This is a genomic window from Pseudomonas sp. MN1F (assembly GCF_009391885.1).
Taxonomy (GTDB): Bacteria; Pseudomonadota; Gammaproteobacteria; order Pseudomonadales; family Pseudomonadaceae; genus Aquipseudomonas.
Genome location: NZ_VZII01000011.1, coordinates 58,204 through 74,911 on the forward strand (window position 1 = coordinate 58,204; position 16,708 = coordinate 74,911).

At 63.3% G+C, this 16,708-nt stretch carries 12 protein-coding genes; 9 read left to right on the top strand and 3 right to left on the bottom strand.

Features of this window, described 5'->3' with window-relative positions:
* The first annotated feature begins 146 nt into the window (after window positions 1–146).
* Window positions 147–5,012, top strand: a complete 4,866-nt coding sequence (locus tag F6X59_RS08210; RefSeq protein WP_152955803.1) for an NAD-glutamate dehydrogenase — start codon at window positions 147–149, stop codon at window positions 5,010–5,012.
* A gap of 84 nt (window positions 5,013–5,096) precedes the next feature.
* On the opposite strand, the gene F6X59_RS08215 is transcribed toward F6X59_RS08210, so the two are convergent.
* The gene (locus F6X59_RS08215) at window positions 5,097–5,915 is read right to left on the bottom strand and encodes a pyruvate, water dikinase regulatory protein (RefSeq protein WP_054885785.1); all 819 of its coding nucleotides are present in this window, start codon (window positions 5,913–5,915) and stop codon (window positions 5,097–5,099) included.
* Between the two features lie 190 nt (window positions 5,916–6,105).
* Here F6X59_RS08215 and ppsA point away from each other — a divergent pair, with 190 nt between their 5' ends.
* From ppsA to F6X59_RS08255, 8 genes are all read left to right on the top strand, one after another.
* The gene (ppsA, locus tag F6X59_RS08220) at window positions 6,106–8,481 is read left to right on the top strand and encodes a phosphoenolpyruvate synthase (RefSeq protein ID WP_152955804.1); all 2,376 of its coding nucleotides are present in this window, start codon (window positions 6,106–6,108) and stop codon (window positions 8,479–8,481) included.
* 102 nt (window positions 8,482–8,583) lie between these two features.
* Window positions 8,584–9,576, top strand: a complete 993-nt coding sequence (locus F6X59_RS08225; RefSeq protein ID WP_256669144.1) for an alpha/beta hydrolase — start codon at window positions 8,584–8,586, stop codon at window positions 9,574–9,576.
* 95 nt (window positions 9,577–9,671) lie between these two features.
* Window positions 9,672–10,163: a ribonuclease E activity regulator RraA gene (gene rraA, locus F6X59_RS08230; RefSeq protein WP_054883439.1), complete on the top strand. Its 492-nt coding sequence runs from the start codon at window positions 9,672–9,674 to the stop codon at window positions 10,161–10,163.
* A gap of 27 nt (window positions 10,164–10,190) precedes the next feature.
* A complete protein-coding gene (locus F6X59_RS08235; protein WP_152955806.1) occupies window positions 10,191–11,186 on the top strand; it encodes a zinc transporter ZntB in 996 nt (331 codons plus the stop codon).
* A 93-nt stretch (window positions 11,187–11,279) separates the two neighbouring features.
* Complete coding sequence (locus F6X59_RS08240; RefSeq protein WP_103449775.1) at window positions 11,280–11,543, top strand: CrfX protein; 264 nt, start codon at window positions 11,280–11,282, stop codon at window positions 11,541–11,543.
* A gap of 2 nt (window positions 11,544–11,545) precedes the next feature.
* Entirely contained in the window at window positions 11,546–12,370 is an 825-nt protein-coding gene (locus tag F6X59_RS08245; protein ID WP_027919410.1) for a mechanosensitive ion channel domain-containing protein, read from the top strand.
* Window positions 12,371–12,483: 113 nt separating this feature from the next.
* Window positions 12,484–13,050 (top strand): RNA polymerase sigma factor SigX, encoded by a 567-nt coding sequence (gene sigX, locus F6X59_RS08250; RefSeq protein ID WP_033696348.1) that lies wholly within the window; start codon window positions 12,484–12,486, stop codon window positions 13,048–13,050.
* A 110-nt stretch (window positions 13,051–13,160) separates the two neighbouring features.
* Complete coding sequence (locus F6X59_RS08255) at window positions 13,161–14,198, top strand: OmpA family protein (protein WP_152955807.1); 1,038 nt, start codon at window positions 13,161–13,163, stop codon at window positions 14,196–14,198.
* Between the two features lie 74 nt (window positions 14,199–14,272).
* On the opposite strand, the gene cobA is transcribed toward F6X59_RS08255, so the two are convergent.
* Both cobA and F6X59_RS08265 read right to left on the bottom strand, forming a co-directional pair.
* Entirely contained in the window at window positions 14,273–15,013 is a 741-nt protein-coding gene (gene cobA / locus F6X59_RS08260; protein WP_152955808.1) for a uroporphyrinogen-III C-methyltransferase, read from the bottom strand.
* A gap of 27 nt (window positions 15,014–15,040) precedes the next feature.
* Window positions 15,041–16,708 (bottom strand): bifunctional protein-serine/threonine kinase/phosphatase, encoded by a 1,668-nt coding sequence (locus F6X59_RS08265; RefSeq protein WP_152955809.1) that lies wholly within the window; start codon window positions 16,706–16,708, stop codon window positions 15,041–15,043.

The following is a 16,708-nucleotide window of genomic DNA, read 5'->3' on the forward strand; positions in this document are numbered from 1 at the left end:
AAGCTTCCGCGAGCCCTGAACGTACCTGTCACGTTCTACGTCTGGTTTTTACCGTCCGGCTTGCCATGGGTTGGCTATCGTTGATCCGTACATGGCGGACGTGCGCGACGCTTCAACTATTACAAAGCCCAAGCGGAGTACCACAGATGGCCTTCTTCACCGCAGCCAGCAAAGCCGACTTCCAGCATCAACTGCAAGCGGCCCTGGCGCAGCACATCAGCGAACAGTCCCTGCCACAAGTGGCGCTGTTCGCCGAGCAGTTCTTCGGCATCATCTCTCTGGACGAACTCACCCAGCGCAGGCTTTCGGACCTGGCCGGCTGCACCCTGTCGGCATGGCGCATCATCGAGCGCTTCGACCCCGAATACCCGCAAGTGCGGGTGTACAACCCCGATTACGAACGCAATGGCTGGCAATCGACCCACACCGTGGTCGAAGTGCTGCACCACGACCTGCCGTTTCTGGTCGACTCGGTGCGCACCGAGCTGAACCGCCGCGGCTACAGCATCCACACCCTGCAGACCACGGTGCTCAGCGTGCGCCGGGGCGCCAAGGGCGAGCTGCTCGAACTGCTGCCCAAAGGCACCCAGGGCGAAGGCGTGCGCCATGAGTCGCTGATGTACCTGGAGATCGACCGCTGCGCCAATGCCGCCGAGCTGACCGTGCTGACCCGCGAGATCGAGCAGGTGCTGGCCGAAGTGCGCGTGGCAGTGGCGGATTTCGAGCCGATGAAAGCCAAGCTGCGCGAAGTCGTCGCCGAGGTGGAAAACACCGCCTACGGCCCGGCCCAGCATGAGAAGGGCGAGGTCAAGGCCTTCCTCGAATGGCTGCTGGACAACCACTTCACCTTCCTTGGCTATGAAGAATTCACCGTCCAGGCCGACAGCGACGGTGGCCAGATGGTCTATGACGAGCAGTCGTTCCTCGGCCTGCCGCGCCGCCTGCGGGTGGGGCTGACGGCGGAAGAACTGCGCATCGAAGAATATGCCGTGGCCTATCTCAACGAGCCACTGCTGCTGTCGTTCGCCAAGGCCGCACATCCCAGCCGCGTGCATCGCCCGGCCTATCCGGATTACGTGTCGATTCGCCAGCTGGACGCCGATGGCAAGGTTATCAAAGAGCGCCGCTTCATGGGCTTGTACACCTCGTCGGTGTACGGCGAGAGCGTGCATGCCATCCCTTACATCCGCGTGAAAGTCGCTGAAGTCGAACGCCGTTCCGGCTTCGACCCGAAAGCGCACCTGGGCAAGGAGCTGGCCCAGGTGCTCGAAGTGCTGCCGCGTGACGACCTGTTCCAGACGCCGATCGACGAGCTGTTCAATACCGTGATGTCGATCGTGCAGATTCAGGAGCGCAACAAGATCCGCGTGTTCCTGCGCAAGGACCCGTACGGGCGCTTCTGCTACTGCCTGGCCTACGTGCCGCGGGAGATCTACTCCACCGAAGTGCGGCAGAAGATCCAGCAGGTGCTGATGGAGCGCCTGAAGGCCAGCGACTGCGAGTTCTGGACCTTCTTCTCCGAATCGGTGCTGGCGCGCGTGCAGCTGATTCTGCGGGTCGACCCGAAGAACCGCATCGACATCGACCCGCAGCAACTGGAAAACGAAGTGATCCAGGCCTGCCGCTCGTGGCAAGACGACTACTCGGCGCTGGTCATCGAGAACTTCGGCGAAGCCCAGGGCACCAATATCCTCGCTGACTTCCCCAAAGGCTTCCCGGCGGGCTACCGCGAGCGCTTCCCGGCGCATTCGGCGGTGGTCGACCTGCAGCATGTGGTGGCGCTGTCCGAGAACAAGCCGCTGGCGATGAGTTTCTATCAGCCCCTGACCCGCCTGGGCGACCGCCTGCTGCATTGCAAGCTGTACCACGCCGACACCCCGCTGGCGCTGTCGGATGTGCTGCCAATCCTGGAAAACCTCGGCCTGCGCGTGCTCGGCGAGTTCCCTTACCGCCTGCGCCACGCCAGCGGGCGCGAGTTCTGGATCCACGACTTCGCCTTCACCTACAGCGAAGGCCTGAACCTGGACATCCAGCAGCTCAACGACACCCTGCAGGATGCCTTCATCCACATCGTCAAGGGCGACGCCGAGAACGACGCCTTCAACCGCCTGGTGCTCACCGCCGGCCTGCCATGGCGTGACGTGGCGTTGCTGCGTGCCTATGCCCGGTACCTCAAGCAGATCCGCCTGGGCTTCGACCTTGGCTACATCGCCAGCACCCTGAACAACCACACCGACATCGCTCGCGAGCTGACCCGGTTGTTCAAGACCCGTTTCTACCTGGCGCGCAAGCTCACCAACGAAGACCTGGACGACAAGCAGCAGCGCCTGGAGCAGGCGATCCTCACCGCCCTGGACGATGTCCAGGTACTCAACGAGGACCGCATCCTGCGCCGCTACCTGGACCTGATCAAGGCCACCCTGCGCACCAACTTCTACCAGCCGGATGCCAACGGCCAGAACAAGTCGTACTTCAGCTTCAAGTTCAACCCCAAGCTGATTCCCGAGCTGCCCAAGCCTGTGCCGAAGTTCGAGATCTTCGTCTATTCGCCACGGGTCGAGGGCGTGCACCTGCGCTTCGGCAACGTCGCCCGCGGCGGCCTGCGCTGGTCGGACCGCGAGGAAGACTTCCGCACCGAAGTGCTGGGCCTGGTGAAAGCCCAGCAGGTGAAGAACTCGGTGATCGTGCCGGTCGGCGCCAAGGGCGGCTTCCTGCCGCGCCGGCTGCCGCTGGGCGGTACCCGCGACGAGGTCGCTGCCGAGGGTGTGGCGTGCTATCGCATCTTCATCTGCGGCCTGCTCGACATCACCGACAACCTCAAGGACGGCGGCGTGGTGCCGCCGGCCAACGTGGTGCGTCACGATGACGACGACCCGTACCTGGTGGTGGCGGCCGACAAGGGCACCGCGACCTTCTCCGACATCGCCAACGGCATCGCCATCGACTATGGCTTCTGGCTCGGCGATGCGTTCGCCTCGGGCGGCTCGGCCGGTTATGACCACAAGAAAATGGGCATCACCGCCCGTGGCGCCTGGGTCGGCGTGCAGCGCCACTTCCGCGAGCGCGGCATCAATGTGCAGCAGGACCCGATCACCGTGATCGGCGTCGGCGACATGGCCGGTGACGTGTTCGGCAACGGCCTGCTGATGTCCGACAAGCTGCAACTGGTGGCGGCGTTCAACCACTTGCACATCTTCATCGACCCGAACCCGGACCCGGCCACCAGCTTCGTCGAGCGCAAGCGCCTGTTCGACCTGCCGCGCTCGGCCTGGAGCGACTACGACAGCAGCATCATGTCCGAAGGCGGCGGGATCTTCCCGCGCAGCGCCAAGAGCATCACCATCAGCCCGCAGATGAAGGAACGCTTCGCCATCGAAGCCGACCGCCTGACCCCGACCGAACTGCTGCACGCGCTGCTCAAGGCGCCGGTCGACCTGCTGTGGAACGGCGGTATCGGCACCTACGTCAAGGCCAGCAGCGAAAGCCACGCCGATGTCGGCGACAAGGCCAACGATGCACTGCGGGTCAACGGCAACGAACTGCGCTGCAAGGTGGTGGGCGAGGGCGGCAACCTCGGCATGACCCAGCTCGGCCGTGTCGAATTCGGCCTGCATGGCGGCGCCACCAACACCGACTTCATCGACAACGCCGGTGGTGTGGACTGCTCCGACCACGAGGTCAATATCAAGATCCTGCTCAATGAAGTGGTGCAGGGTGGCGACATGACCGAGAAGCAGCGCAACCAGCTGCTCGGCAGCATGACCGACGAAGTGGCCGGCCTGGTGCTGGGCAACAACTACAAGCAGACCCAGGCGCTGTCGCTGGCTGCCCGCCGCGCCCGCGAGCGGATCGCCGAATACAAGCGCCTGATGGCTGACCTCGAAGGCCGTGGCAAGCTGGACCGGGCCATCGAGTTCCTGCCGTCCGAGGAGCAGCTGGCCGAGCGCCTGGCTGCCGGCCAGGGCCTGACCCGCGCCGAGCTGTCGGTGCTGATCTCGTACAGCAAGATCGACCTCAAGGAACAGCTGCTCAAGTCGCTGGTGCCGGATGACGACTACCTGACCCGCGACATGGAAACCGCCTTCCCGCCGTCGCTGGTCAGCAAGTTTGCCGAAGCCATGCGCCGTCACCGCCTGAAGCGTGAAATTGTCAGCACGCAGATCGCCAACGACCTGGTCAACACCATGGGCATCACGTTTGTCCAGCGCCTGAAGGAGTCGACCGGCATGAGCCCGGCCAACGTCGCCGGCGCCTATGTGATCGTGCGCGACATCTTCCACCTGCCGCACTGGTTCCGCCAGATCGAGGCACTGGACTACCAGGTGCCGGCGGAAATCCAGCTGACCCTGATGGACGAACTGATGCGCCTGGGCCGCCGTGCCACCCGCTGGTTCCTGCGCAGCCGGCGCAACGAACAGGATGCCGGGCGCGACAGCGCGCACTTCGGGCCGAAGATCGCCCAGCTGGGGCTCAAGCTCGACGAGCTGCTGGAAGGCCCGACCCGCGAGCGCTGGATGGTGCGTTACCAGGGCTTCGTCGATGCCGGTGTGCCAGAGCTGCTGGCGCGGATGGTTGCCGGTACCACCCACCTGTACACCCTGCTGCCAATCATCGAGGCCTCGGACGTGACGGGGCATGACCCGGCGCAGGTGGCCAAGGCGTTCTTCGCCGTGGGCAGCGCGCTGGACCTGACCTGGTACCTGCAGGAAATCAGCAACCTGCCGGTGGAAAACAACTGGCAGGCCCTGGCCCGCGAGGCGTTCCGCGACGACATCGACCTGCAGCAGCGGGCGATCACCATCTCGGTCCTGCAGATGGCCGATGCGCCGGAAGACATGGACGCCCGGGTGGCGCTGTGGGCTGAGCAGCACCGGGTGATGGTCGAGCGCTGGCGCGCCATGCTCGACGACCTGCGCAATGCCACCGGCACTGACTATGCGATGTACGCGGTGGCCAACCGCGAGCTGGTCGACCTGGCGATGAGCGGGCAGGCGGCGGTGGTGCCGTCCTGAAACTTTTAGTGAGGTAAAACAAAGCCCCGGCAGCGATGCCGGGGCTTTTTGTATTCCTGTGCTGGCCTCTTCGCGGGTGCAGGCTTACTTGAACCGCCGCTCCACACCTTTCTCGACGAGGATCTTCGCCGAAATCTCTTCCACCGAGAAATGCGTGGAGTTGATGTTGGGAATGTTCTCCCGGCGGAACAGGTTCTCCACCTCGCGCACCTCGAATTCGCACTGGGCAAAGCTCGAATAGCGGCTGTTGGGCTTGCGCTCGTGGCGGATGGCGGTCAGGCGGTCGGGGTCGATGGTCAGGCCGAACAGCTTGCTGTGGTGCTTTTTCAGCACCGCCGGCAACTGCAGGCGCTCCATGTCGTCCTCGGTCAGTGGGTAGTTGGCGGCGCGAATACCGAACTGCATGGCCATGTAAAGGCAGGTCGGGGTCTTGCCGCAGCGTGACACGCCGACCAGGATCAGGTCGGCCTTGTCGTAGTAGTGGGTGCGTGCGCCGTCATCGTTGTCCAGGGCGAAATTCACCGCCTCGATGCGTTCCATGTAGTTGGAATTGCCACCAATGGAGTGCGATTTGCCCACGGAATACGACGAATGGGCAGTCAGTTCCTGCTCGAGCGGGGATAAAAACGAAGAAAAGATGTCGATCATGAAGCCGTTCGACGTCGCCAGGATCTCACGGATGTCCTGATTGACGATGGTGTCGAAGATGATCGGCCGCATGCCGTCGCGCTCTGCGGCAGCGTTGATCTGCTGCACCATGGTCCGCGCTTTTTCCGGGCTGTCGATGTACGGGCGGGTGAATTTATTGAACGGAATGCTCTCGAATTGAGCGAGCAGGCTCTGGCCCAGAGTTTCGGCGGTGATGCCGGTGCCGTCGGAGATGAAGAACGCGGTTCGTTTCATTTGCGATCTGGGCCTTAAGCTGATGTCGTTTCTTGGATATGATAAGTTCGGTTTGCCGAATGCGGCTGTCGGCATTCTGCCATATTTTGCGAACCTATTTTCCAGGTACAGGCCACAAGCGTCCGGCCCAGTCAACGAAGGCAGGCGGGCGCCCTTGAGCTTTTCCAATACAGTTAGTGGAGAGATCACCTTGGTAGAGTACGTAGTTTCCCTCGATAAGCTCGGCGTCCACGATGTGGAGCATGTGGGGGGCAAGAACGCATCCCTCGGCGAGATGATCAGTAACCTCGCTGGTGCCGGCGTGTCGGTGCCGGGCGGCTTTGCCACTACGGCTCAGGCGTACCGTGACTTTCTCGAACAGAGTGGCCTGAACAACCAGATCCATGCGGCCCTCGACGCCCTCGACGTGGATGACGTCAATGCCCTGGCCAAAACCGGCGCGCAGATCCGTCAGTGGGTGATGGAGGCCGAATTCCCGGCCCGCCTGGATGCGGAAATCCGCACCGCCTTCGCCGAAATGTCCCAGGGCAACGACAACATGGCCGTGGCCGTGCGTTCCTCGGCCACCGCCGAAGACCTGCCGGACGCCTCGTTCGCCGGTCAGCAGGAAACCTTCCTCAACATCCGTGGCGTCGATAACGTGATCCGCGCGGCCAAGGAAGTGTTCGCTTCGCTGTTCAACGACCGCGCCATCGCCTACCGCGTGCACCAGGGCTTCGACCACAAGCTGGTGGCCCTGTCCGCCGGCGTGCAGCGCATGGTCCGTTCGGAAACCGGCACCGCCGGCGTCATGTTCACCCTCGACACCGAGTCGGGCTTCCGTGACGTGGTGTTCATCACCGGCGCCTACGGCCTGGGTGAAACCGTGGTGCAGGGTGCGGTCAACCCTGACGAATTCTACGTGCACAAACAAACCCTGGAGGCTGGCCGCCCGGCCATCCTGCGCCGCAACCTGGGTAGCAAGGCGATCAAGATGGTCTATGGCGACGAAGCCAAGGCCGGCCGTTCGGTCAAGACCATCGAGGTCGACCGCGCCGAACGTGCACGCTTCTGCCTGAGCGACGACGAAGTCAACGAGCTGGCCAAGCAGGCGATGATCATCGAGCAGCACTACCAGCGCCCGATGGACATCGAGTGGGCCAAGGACGGTGACGACGGCAAGCTGTACATCGTCCAGGCTCGCCCTGAGACCGTGAAGAGCCGCGCCAGCGCCAACGTCATGGAACGTTACCTGCTGAAAGAGAAGGGTACCGTACTGGTCGAAGGCCGTGCCATCGGCCAGCGCATCGGCGCCGGCAAGGTCCGCGTGATCAACGATGTGTCCGAGATGGACAAGGTGCAGCCAGGCGACGTGCTGGTTTCCGACATGACCGACCCGGACTGGGAACCGGTGATGAAGCGCGCCAGCGCCATCGTCACCAACCGTGGCGGGCGTACCTGCCACGCGGCGATCATCGCCCGTGAGCTGGGCATCCCGGCCGTGGTCGGTTGCGGCAACGCTACCCAGGTGCTGAAAGATGGCCAGGGCGTGACCGTGTCCTGTGCTGAGGGCGATACCGGCTTCATCTTCGAGGGCGAGCTGGGCTTCGACGTCAAGCAGAACTCGGTCGATGCCATGCCCGATCTGCCGTTCAAGATCATGATGAACGTCGGCAACCCGGACCGCGCCTTCGACTTCGCCCAGCTGCCCAACGCCGGTGTCGGCCTGGCGCGTCTGGAGTTCATCATCAACCGCATGATTGGTGTGCACCCCAAGGCGCTGCTGAACTACGCTGGCCTGCCGCCGGAGCTGAAAGAGAGCGTCGACAAGCGTATTGCCGGTTACAACGACCCGGTCGGCTTCTATGTCGAGAAGCTGGTCGAGGGCATCAGCACCCTGGCGGCGGCCTTCTACCCGAAAAAGGTCATCGTGCGCCTGTCGGACTTCAAGTCCAACGAGTACGCCAACCTGATCGGCGGCAAGCTGTACGAGCCGGAAGAAGAAAACCCGATGCTGGGCTTCCGCGGCGCCTCGCGCTACATCAGCGAGTCGTTCCGTGACTGCTTCGAGCTCGAATGCCGTGCGCTGAAGCGCGTGCGCAACGAAATGGGCCTGACCAACGTCGAGATCATGGTGCCGTTCGTGCGCACCCTGGGCGAAGCCAGCCAGGTCGTCGACCTGCTCGCCGAAAACGGCCTGGCCCGTGGCGACAACGGCCTGCGTGTGATCATGATGTGCGAGCTGCCGTCCAACGCCATTCTGGCCGAAGAGTTCCTCGAGTACTTCGACGGCTTCTCGATCGGTTCCAACGACCTGACCCAGCTGACCCTGGGCCTGGACCGTGACTCGGGCATCATCGCCCACCTGTTCGACGAGCGTAACCCGGCGGTGAAGAAGCTGCTGGCCAACGCCATCCAGGCGTGCAACAAGGCTGGCAAGTACATCGGCATCTGCGGCCAGGGCCCTTCGGACCACCCGGACCTGGCCAAATGGCTGATGGAGCAGGGCATCGAGAGCGTGTCGCTGAACCCGGACTCGGTCCTGGAGACCTGGTTCTTCCTGGCCGAAGGCCAGGGCGCGGCCTGATGCGGTAAATTGCGGGGGTGCGTCTGGCGCGCCCCCGCCTGGTTTTTTCCAGGGCGAGTTCCAGTGATGGATCCCGCCCTTTTTTGTGCACCAAGCAACCTTATGCAAAGCAGCAGCAATCTTTTTCCCGTGGCCTTGCTCAGTGCCGAGCGCCGCGGCGACCTCAGCGAAGACGTGTACCGGATCAAGGCCGGCAACAGCGCTGACCCCAGCGTCGAGCTGGCTATTACCCGCCTGGGCCTGGCTGATCAAGGCCGGGCTGTGGGTGTGCCGGTGATTCTGCTGCATGGCAGTTTTTCCAACCGGCGCTTCTGGTATTCGCCCAAAGGTATCGGCCTTGGGGCCCACTTGGCGCGGGCCGGGTTCGACGTGTGGATCCCGGAGATGCGCGGCCATGGCCTGTCACCGCGTAACCGCAACTGGAAACACAACAGCGTGGCTGACTACGCCCGCGACGACCTGCCGCTGATCGCGGCATTCGTGCACGAGCAGTCTGGCCAGGCGCCGCACTGGGTCGGCCACTCCCTGGGTGGCACCACCTTGGTAGCAGCCTTGGGCGGCGGCTTTCTCAAGGCCGAGCAGGTGGCCAGCGTGGCGCTTTTCGGCACCCAGATCAGCCGGGTCTACTGGCCGCTCAAAGTGCCACCGCTGACCTGGGGGGCAAAATGGCTGCTCAAGCGCTGGGGGCAGATTTCCGGGCCGCGGTTCAAGCGTGGCCCGGAGGACGAGCCGATCGGCCTGGCCCTTGAGAGCATGCGCTGGCATGGCCTGTTCGGGCGTTTTGGTGACAAGCAGAACGACTGGTGGACGGGGCTGGCCGAAGTGGATGTGCCGTTGCTGGCGGTGGCGGGTGCGGGGGACTTCCAGGACCCGGTGTGGGCCTGCCGCAAGCTGTTCGATCAGCTTGGCGGGGAGCGCAAGCAGTTCCTGCGCCTGGGGCGTGAAGAAGGCTTCGAGGCCTTTGGGCATGTCGACATGCTGGTGAGCAAGGCGGCGCAGGCGCAGGTCTGGCCGTTGGTGGAGCGCTGGTTGCGCGATCCGCTGCTGCCGGTGCATGAATCGACGGTGGTGCAGGAGCCTGTACCGGTCAGGTGAATGCAAATGACTGCCCGGTCCCGGATGACTGCAACAGCTTGTACGGTGTAGCCTTGGCCGATACCCGCTTTCGTTGTGACTGACAGGAGCTTACCATGCAGCATTACGTAACGCCCGACCTGTGTGACGCCTACCCGGACCTGGTTCAGGTGCTGGAGCCGATGTTCAGCAACTTCGGTGGCCGCGATTCCTTCGGTGGCCAGATCGTCACCATCAAGTGCTTCGAAGACAACTCGCTGGTCAAGGAGCAGGTCGAGCTCGATGGCAAGGGCAAGGTCCTGGTGGTCGACGGTGGTGGCTCGCTGCGCCGTGCGCTGCTCGGTGACATGCTCGCCGAAAAGGCCGCCAAAAACGGTTGGGAAGGCCTGGTGATCTACGGCTGCGTGCGTGACGTCGACGTACTGATCCAGACCGACGTCGGTGTGCAGGCGCTGGCCAGCCACCCGATGAAAACCGACAAGCGCGGCATCGGCGACCTCAACGTGGCCGTGACCTTTGCCGGTGTCACCTTCCGCCCGGGCGAGTACCTGTATGCCGACAACAACGGCGTGATCATCTCGCCAAGCCCGCTGAAGATGCCGGAGTGACGCGCGGTACGCGCTGATGGAGCTTTGATGTTCGAGGAAGACAACGCGCAGTGGGGGCTGGTACATGCCCTGGTGCTCGATGGTAAAGGCGGCGCGCGTTCGATTGCCCGGACCGAGCTGGACGACCTGCAATTGCAGCAACAGGAAAGCCTGTGGCTGCACTGGGATCGCAGCCATCCGCAAACCCGCACCTGGCTACTGCAGGACAGTGGCCTGAGCGAGTTCGCCTGCGACCTGCTGCTGGAGGAAAACACCCGGCCACGGCTGTTGCCGCAGGCCGGTGAGCAGATGCTGCTGTTCCTGCGCGGGGTCAATCTGAACCCGGGCGCCGAGCCCGAGGACATGGTTTCGGTACGCATTCATGCCCAGGCGCAGCGGGTCATTTCGCTGCGTTTGCGGCCATTGCGTGCCAGCGATGAAGTCCTTCAGCAGCTGGAAGAGGGCAGGGGGCCGAAATCGGCGTCCGAGCTGCTGCTGTTGATGGGCGAGCTGCTGACCGAGAAGGTCCAGAGCCTGGTCAGCGACCTCTCGGAACTGGTCGACCTGGAAGAAGAAAAGGTTGAATCCGACGAACGGTACTCTCCGGAGCATGACAGCCTGCAGCAGATTCGCCGTCGCGCCGCGGGCTTGCGCCGGTTTTTGGCGCCACAGCGGGAGATCTATGCCCAGCTGTCGCGCAGCAAATGGAGCTGGTTCTGCGATGCCGACGCCGATTACTGGAACGAGCTGAACAACAGCCTGATCCGTTACCTCGAAGAACTTGAGCTGACCCGCGAGCGGGCGGCGCTGGTGCTGGAAAGCGAAGACCGCCGGCGCAGCGAGCGGATGAACCGGACCATGTACCGCTTCGGCATCATCACCTGCATCTTCCTGCCCATGAGCTTCATCACCGGGCTGCTCGGCATCAACGTCGGCGGCATTCCGGGGGCGAGCAACCCGTATGGCTTCCTGCTGGCCTGCATCGTCGTGCTGGGCCTGGCGGTGGGGCAGTGGTGGTTGTTCCGGCGGTTGCGCTGGGTATGAACATGCCGAGTCATCTCGAAACATTCGTTCCACTGCGATGTGTGACCCATCGCCCGGCCACCTCGTCTCTGAGTGACACTGCGCGAGGTGCCCATGCACGATCCGTTTGAAGAATCCCTGCGTGACCTGCTCAAGGCGTCGCCCTCCGGTGAGGAGCGAGACGATGCCGCGTGCCTGGGGCGCGTGCTGAAAACCGCCAACCGCCAGGTCGGTGCCGGTGATCTGTTCAGCCTGCTTGGCCGCTGGAGCCAGGCGCTGCTGATCGCCGTGAACAATGGCTCGGCGCACGTTGCACCGGTGCGTCGACACTCTACCCGCAACGCTGCCAATGGCAGCAAAGCAGATAAGGCCGATTGAATATGGAACTCGATCTCTGGACCCAGAGCCTGGTCACTGCCATGACCGCCCTATGGACCAAGGTGGCGAACTTCATCCCCAACCTGTTCGGCGCGCTGGTCGTGGTGCTGCTCGGTTTTGTGGTGGCCAAGCTACTCGATACACTGCTTTCCAAGCTCCTGGCCAAGGTCGGCCTGGACCGCCTGATGGCCGGCACCGGGCTGACCAAGATGCTTGGCCGGGTTGGCATCCAGGTGCCGATCTCGACCTTGATCGGCAAGGTCGTCTACTGGTTCGTGTTGCTGATCTTCCTCGTCTCTGCCGCTGAATCGCTGGGCCTGGAGCGGGTTTCGGCCACCCTCGACATGCTTGCCCTGTACCTGCCCAAGGTGTTCGGCGCAGCCCTGGTGCTGCTGGCCGGGGTGCTGCTGGCGCAGGTGGCCAACGGCCTGGTGCGCGGCGCGGCCGAAGGTATCGGCCTGGAATATTCTGCAGGCCTGGGGCGCATCACCCAGGGCCTGGTGATCATCATCAGCATCTCGGTGGCCATCAGCCAGCTGGAGGTCAAGACCGACCTGCTCAACCACGTAATCGTCATTGGGCTGATTACCGTTGGTCTGGCCGTTGCGCTTGCCATGGGCCTGGGCAGCCGCGAAATCGCTGGGCAGATCCTGGCCGGCATCTACGTTCGCGAACTCTACCAGGTCGGCCAGCAGGTGCGGATTGGAGAGGTTGAAGGGATGATCGAAGAGATCGGCACGGTCAAGACGACGCTGTTGACCGATGATGGCGAACTGGTGTCGCTGTCCAATCGCGTGCTCCTTGAGCAGCGAGTCAATAGCCGCTAACCGCACAAAAGCTGTTAATGTATGCCGCCGCGAAAATCGCCCCATGGGGCTGAGCGGCGACATTGACCTGACTGTCGGCCAGATCCGTTTTGAATAAAGTTCATTCGCCGCCCATGCGTTACGACCCCCGCGAACTCACCGACGAGGAGTTGGTGGCGCGTTCGCATGAGGAGCTGTATCACGTAACCCGCGCCTATGAGGAACTCATGCGGCGCTACCAGCGGACCCTGTTCAACGTCTGTGCGCGTTATCTGGGGAACGACCGCGACGCTGATGATGTCTGTCAGGAAGTGATGCTGAAGGTGCTGTACGGTCTGAAGAACTTCGAGGGCAAGTCCAAGTTCAAGACCTGGCTCTACAGCATTACCTACAACGAATGCATTACCCAGTACCGCAAGGAGCGTCGTAAACGCCGGTTGATGGATGCCTTGAGCCTGGACCCTGTCGAAGAGGCGTCCGAAGAGAAGGCTCCGAAACCGGAAGAAAAGGGCGGGCTGGACAAGTGGCTGGTGCATGTGAACCCGATCGACCGGGAAATCCTGGTGCTGCGTTTTGTCGCAGAGCTGGAATTTCAGGAGATCGCCGATATCATGCACATGGGCTTGAGCGCAACGAAAATGCGCTACAAGCGCGCGCTAGACAAGCTTCGTGAGAAATTTGCAGGCCTGGATGAAACTTAGTCCCTTGTAAATATCTCTAACGGATCGGCGAGTTCTGCTAGACTTGCCGTCGAGTTGTCCCCCGGATGTTGGTGGGACTGCTTAACTATCACCAGATGGGGATTTAACGGATGAAATTGAAAAACACCTTGGGCTTGGCCATTGGCTCGCTCGTCGCAGCTACTTCGTTCGGCGTTATGGCTCAGGGCCAGGGCGCAGTCGAAGTCGAAGGCAACGTGACCAAGCAGTACTACGACAGCGAACGTAACTTCAAGAACGACGGCACCAACCCTGGTGTTCGTCTGGGTTACTTCCTGACTGACGACGTATCCCTGGACCTGGGCTACAACGAGACTCACAACGCTCGTGGCGAAGTCTTCAACAAAGACATCAAAGGTTCCAAGGCCAAGCTGGACGCTACCTACCACTTCGGTACCGTCGGCGACGCTCTGCGTCCGTACGTTTCCGCTGGTTTCGCTCACGAGAGCCTGGGCCAGGCCACTCGTGGCGGCCGTGACCACTCCACCTTCGCCAACGTTGGCGCTGGCGCCAAGTGGTACATCACCGACATGTTCTTCGCCCGTGCCGGCGTTGAAGCCATGTACAACATCGACAACGGCAACACCGAGTGGGGCCCAAGCGTTGGTGTTGGTCTGAACTTCGGTGGCAGCGGTGGCAAAGTTGCTGCTGCTCCGGCTCCAGTTGCTGAAGTCTGCTCCGACTCCGACAACGACGGCGTTTGCGACAACGTCGACAAGTGCCCAGACACCCCAGCCAACGTTACCGTTGACGCTGATGGCTGCCCGGCTGTTGCCGAAGTCGTTCGCGTTGAGCTGGACGTCAAGTTCGACTTCGACAAGTCGGTCGTCAAGCCAAACAGCTACGGCGACATCAAGAACCTGGCTGACTTCATGAAGCAGTACCCACAGACCACCACCGTGGTTGAAGGTCACACTGACTCCGTCGGCCCAGACGCCTACAACCAGAAGCTGTCCGAGCGTCGTGCCAATGCTGTCAAGCAGGTTCTGACCCAGCAGTACGGTGTTGAATCCAGCCGCGTTCAGTCGGTTGGCTACGGCGAAACCCGTCCGGTTGCCGACAACGCCACCGAAGAAGGCCGTGCTGTCAACCGTCGCGTTGAAGCTCAGGTAGAAGCTCAGTCCAAGTAATTGGCTTGAAGCTTCAATGAAAAACCCGGCCTCGGCCGGGTTTTTCTTTGCCTGTCATTTGTGCAGGCAGCGCATCACACGGCCTCAGCCAGCCATTCCTGCATCACCTGTTCCCCAACCACCTCGCCGATTACCAGAATTGCCGGGCTGCACAGCCCGAATGCCTGGGCGTCTTCGAGCATTCCCGATACATCGCTGCGGCACTCCCGTTGCTGCGGCAATGACGCATTCTCGATCATTGCCACCGGCATCCCTGGCGCCATGCCGCCCTCCAGCAGCCCCCGGCGGATCTGCTCCAGCCGCGCCACGCCCATGTACACCACCAGGGTCGTGCCGCCTTGCGCCAGTGCTGCCCAGTTTAGTTCGCTGTCATCCTGGGTGTGGGCCGTCACCAGCGTGACCCCGCGGCTGACCCCACGGGAGGTCAGCGAGATCCCGCATTGGGTCGCACCGGCCAAGCCTGCGGTAATGCCGTTGACCAGCTCCACCTCGATGCCATGCCCTTGCAGCCACGCGGCCTCCTCGCCACCACGGCCAAAGATGCATGGGTCTCCGCCCTTGAGGCGCACCACGCAACGCCCCTGCCGTGCATGGCGTAGCATCAGGCGCTGGATGAAGGCCTGGGGGGTGGAGCGACAGCCGCCGCGCTTGCCCACGGCAATCACCCTGGCTTGTGGGCAATGCACGAGCACCTGCGGATTCACCAGGTCGTCGATCATCACCACCTCGGCCATTTGCAGTGCACGCACGGCCTTGAGGGTGAGCAGTTCAGGGTCGCCGGGGCCTGCGCCGACCAGCCAGACTTTTGCATTCATCAGTGTTTCCTCATCGGCAAGGCGCGTTCAGCCCTTGAGCAGGGCGAACAGCAGAATCAGGTTGAGCAACAGGGACAGCAGCGCCAGGGTGCGCCACACCTTCAACGGTTCACGCTCCAGCAGCGGGCGTGGGCGGCTGGGCAGCTCCTGGCGGTCACCGCGTTCGAGCAACAGCAACCATTGCTCGGCGGTTTCGAAGCGTTGTGCCGGGTCCGCCACAACGGCTTGCAGCAGGTTGTGCTGCAGCCATTCGGGCAGGTCGGGGCGGTAGCGGGAGGGGTTTACGGCCTGACCAAAGCGCGGGCGCTGGAAGGCCTCGATCTCCCCGTAAGGATAGTGCCCGGTCAGCAAGCGATAGAGCGTGACACCGACGGCGTACAAGTCCTGGCGCGGGCTCGGTGGCTGGCCTTCGAAGGCCTCGGGGGCGATGTACGAGGGCGTGCCGGGCAATTCGTGCAACGGGTCCTGGGACAGGCCTGGGCAATACGCCAGGCCAAAGTCCAGCAGGCGCACCTGGCCATCATCACCCAGGTGCAGGTTTTCCGGTTTGATGTCGCGGTGCAGCAGGTTGCGCCGATGCAGCACGCCGACGGCCTGGAGCAGCTGGCGGGCGATTTCCAGCCACTGTGCCAGCGCTAACGGGCCATGGTCGTCGAGGTGCGTGGCGAGGGTCTTGCCGCTGTGCTCGCGCATCACGTAATACAGGTGCTGGCGCTGGCTGGCGGCATGCAGCTCGGGGAAATGGCGGCCAGCGACCCGGCGCAGGAACCACTCTTCCAGCAGCAGGCCCTGGGCGGCCCCCGGTTCCTGTTCGCGCTCGCCGGGCAGGGTTTTCAGCAGCCAGGGTTGGCCTTGGGCATCGCGTACGCGGTAGAGCAGTGACTGGCGGCTGTGTGCCAGGCGCGTCTCGACCTGCCAGCCATCGAGCGCCTGGCCCTCGCGCAGCGGGCCAGGCAAGGGCCACTGCTGCAGTTGCGCGAGGGTGTCGCCGAGGTTGGCCGGGCCCAGTTGCTCGACCCGCACCAACAAGGCGCTGGCGTTGTCCTGGCTGCCGTTGTGGTGGGCGCTGGCAACCAGGGTGTCGGCGACCGACTGCAGGTCGGGCTGCTCGCGCAGCACAGCCTGGATGTGCTGGTCGCCAAGGCTGGCCCAGACGCCGTCGCTGAGCAGCAGGTAGCACTCGCCGGCTTGCAGTTCACCGTCCAGGTAGTCGACCAGCAGGTGCTGGTCCAGGCCCAGTGCGCGCTTGAGCACGTGCTGCATGCCGGGCTGGTCCCAGACGTGGTCTTCGCTCAGGCATTGCAGGTGACCGGCGTGCCAGCGATAGGCCCGGCAATCGCCCACGTGGGCCAGAGTAAAGCGGCGCCCGCGCAGCACCAGGGCGCTCAGGGTGGTCAGCAGCGGCTGGCTGCCTTGGGCGCGCAACCAGCGGTTCTGTGCCAGTAGCAGGCGGTCCAGGGCCTGGGCCACGCCCCAGGTGGCGGGCGTGGCGTAATAGTCCATGGCCAGCGCCTGCAGGCTGGCGCGGGCTGCCAGGCCACCGTCGGCACACTGGCTGACGCCATCGGCGAGGGCGAACAGGTAGCCCTTGCTGGCGGCCAGCTCCGGCGCCGGGGTGACCAGGCGCAGGGCGTCCTGGTTCTCCGTGCGTGGCCCGGTGGCGCTGGCCTGGGCGAAGCTGAGCTGCAGGCTCAT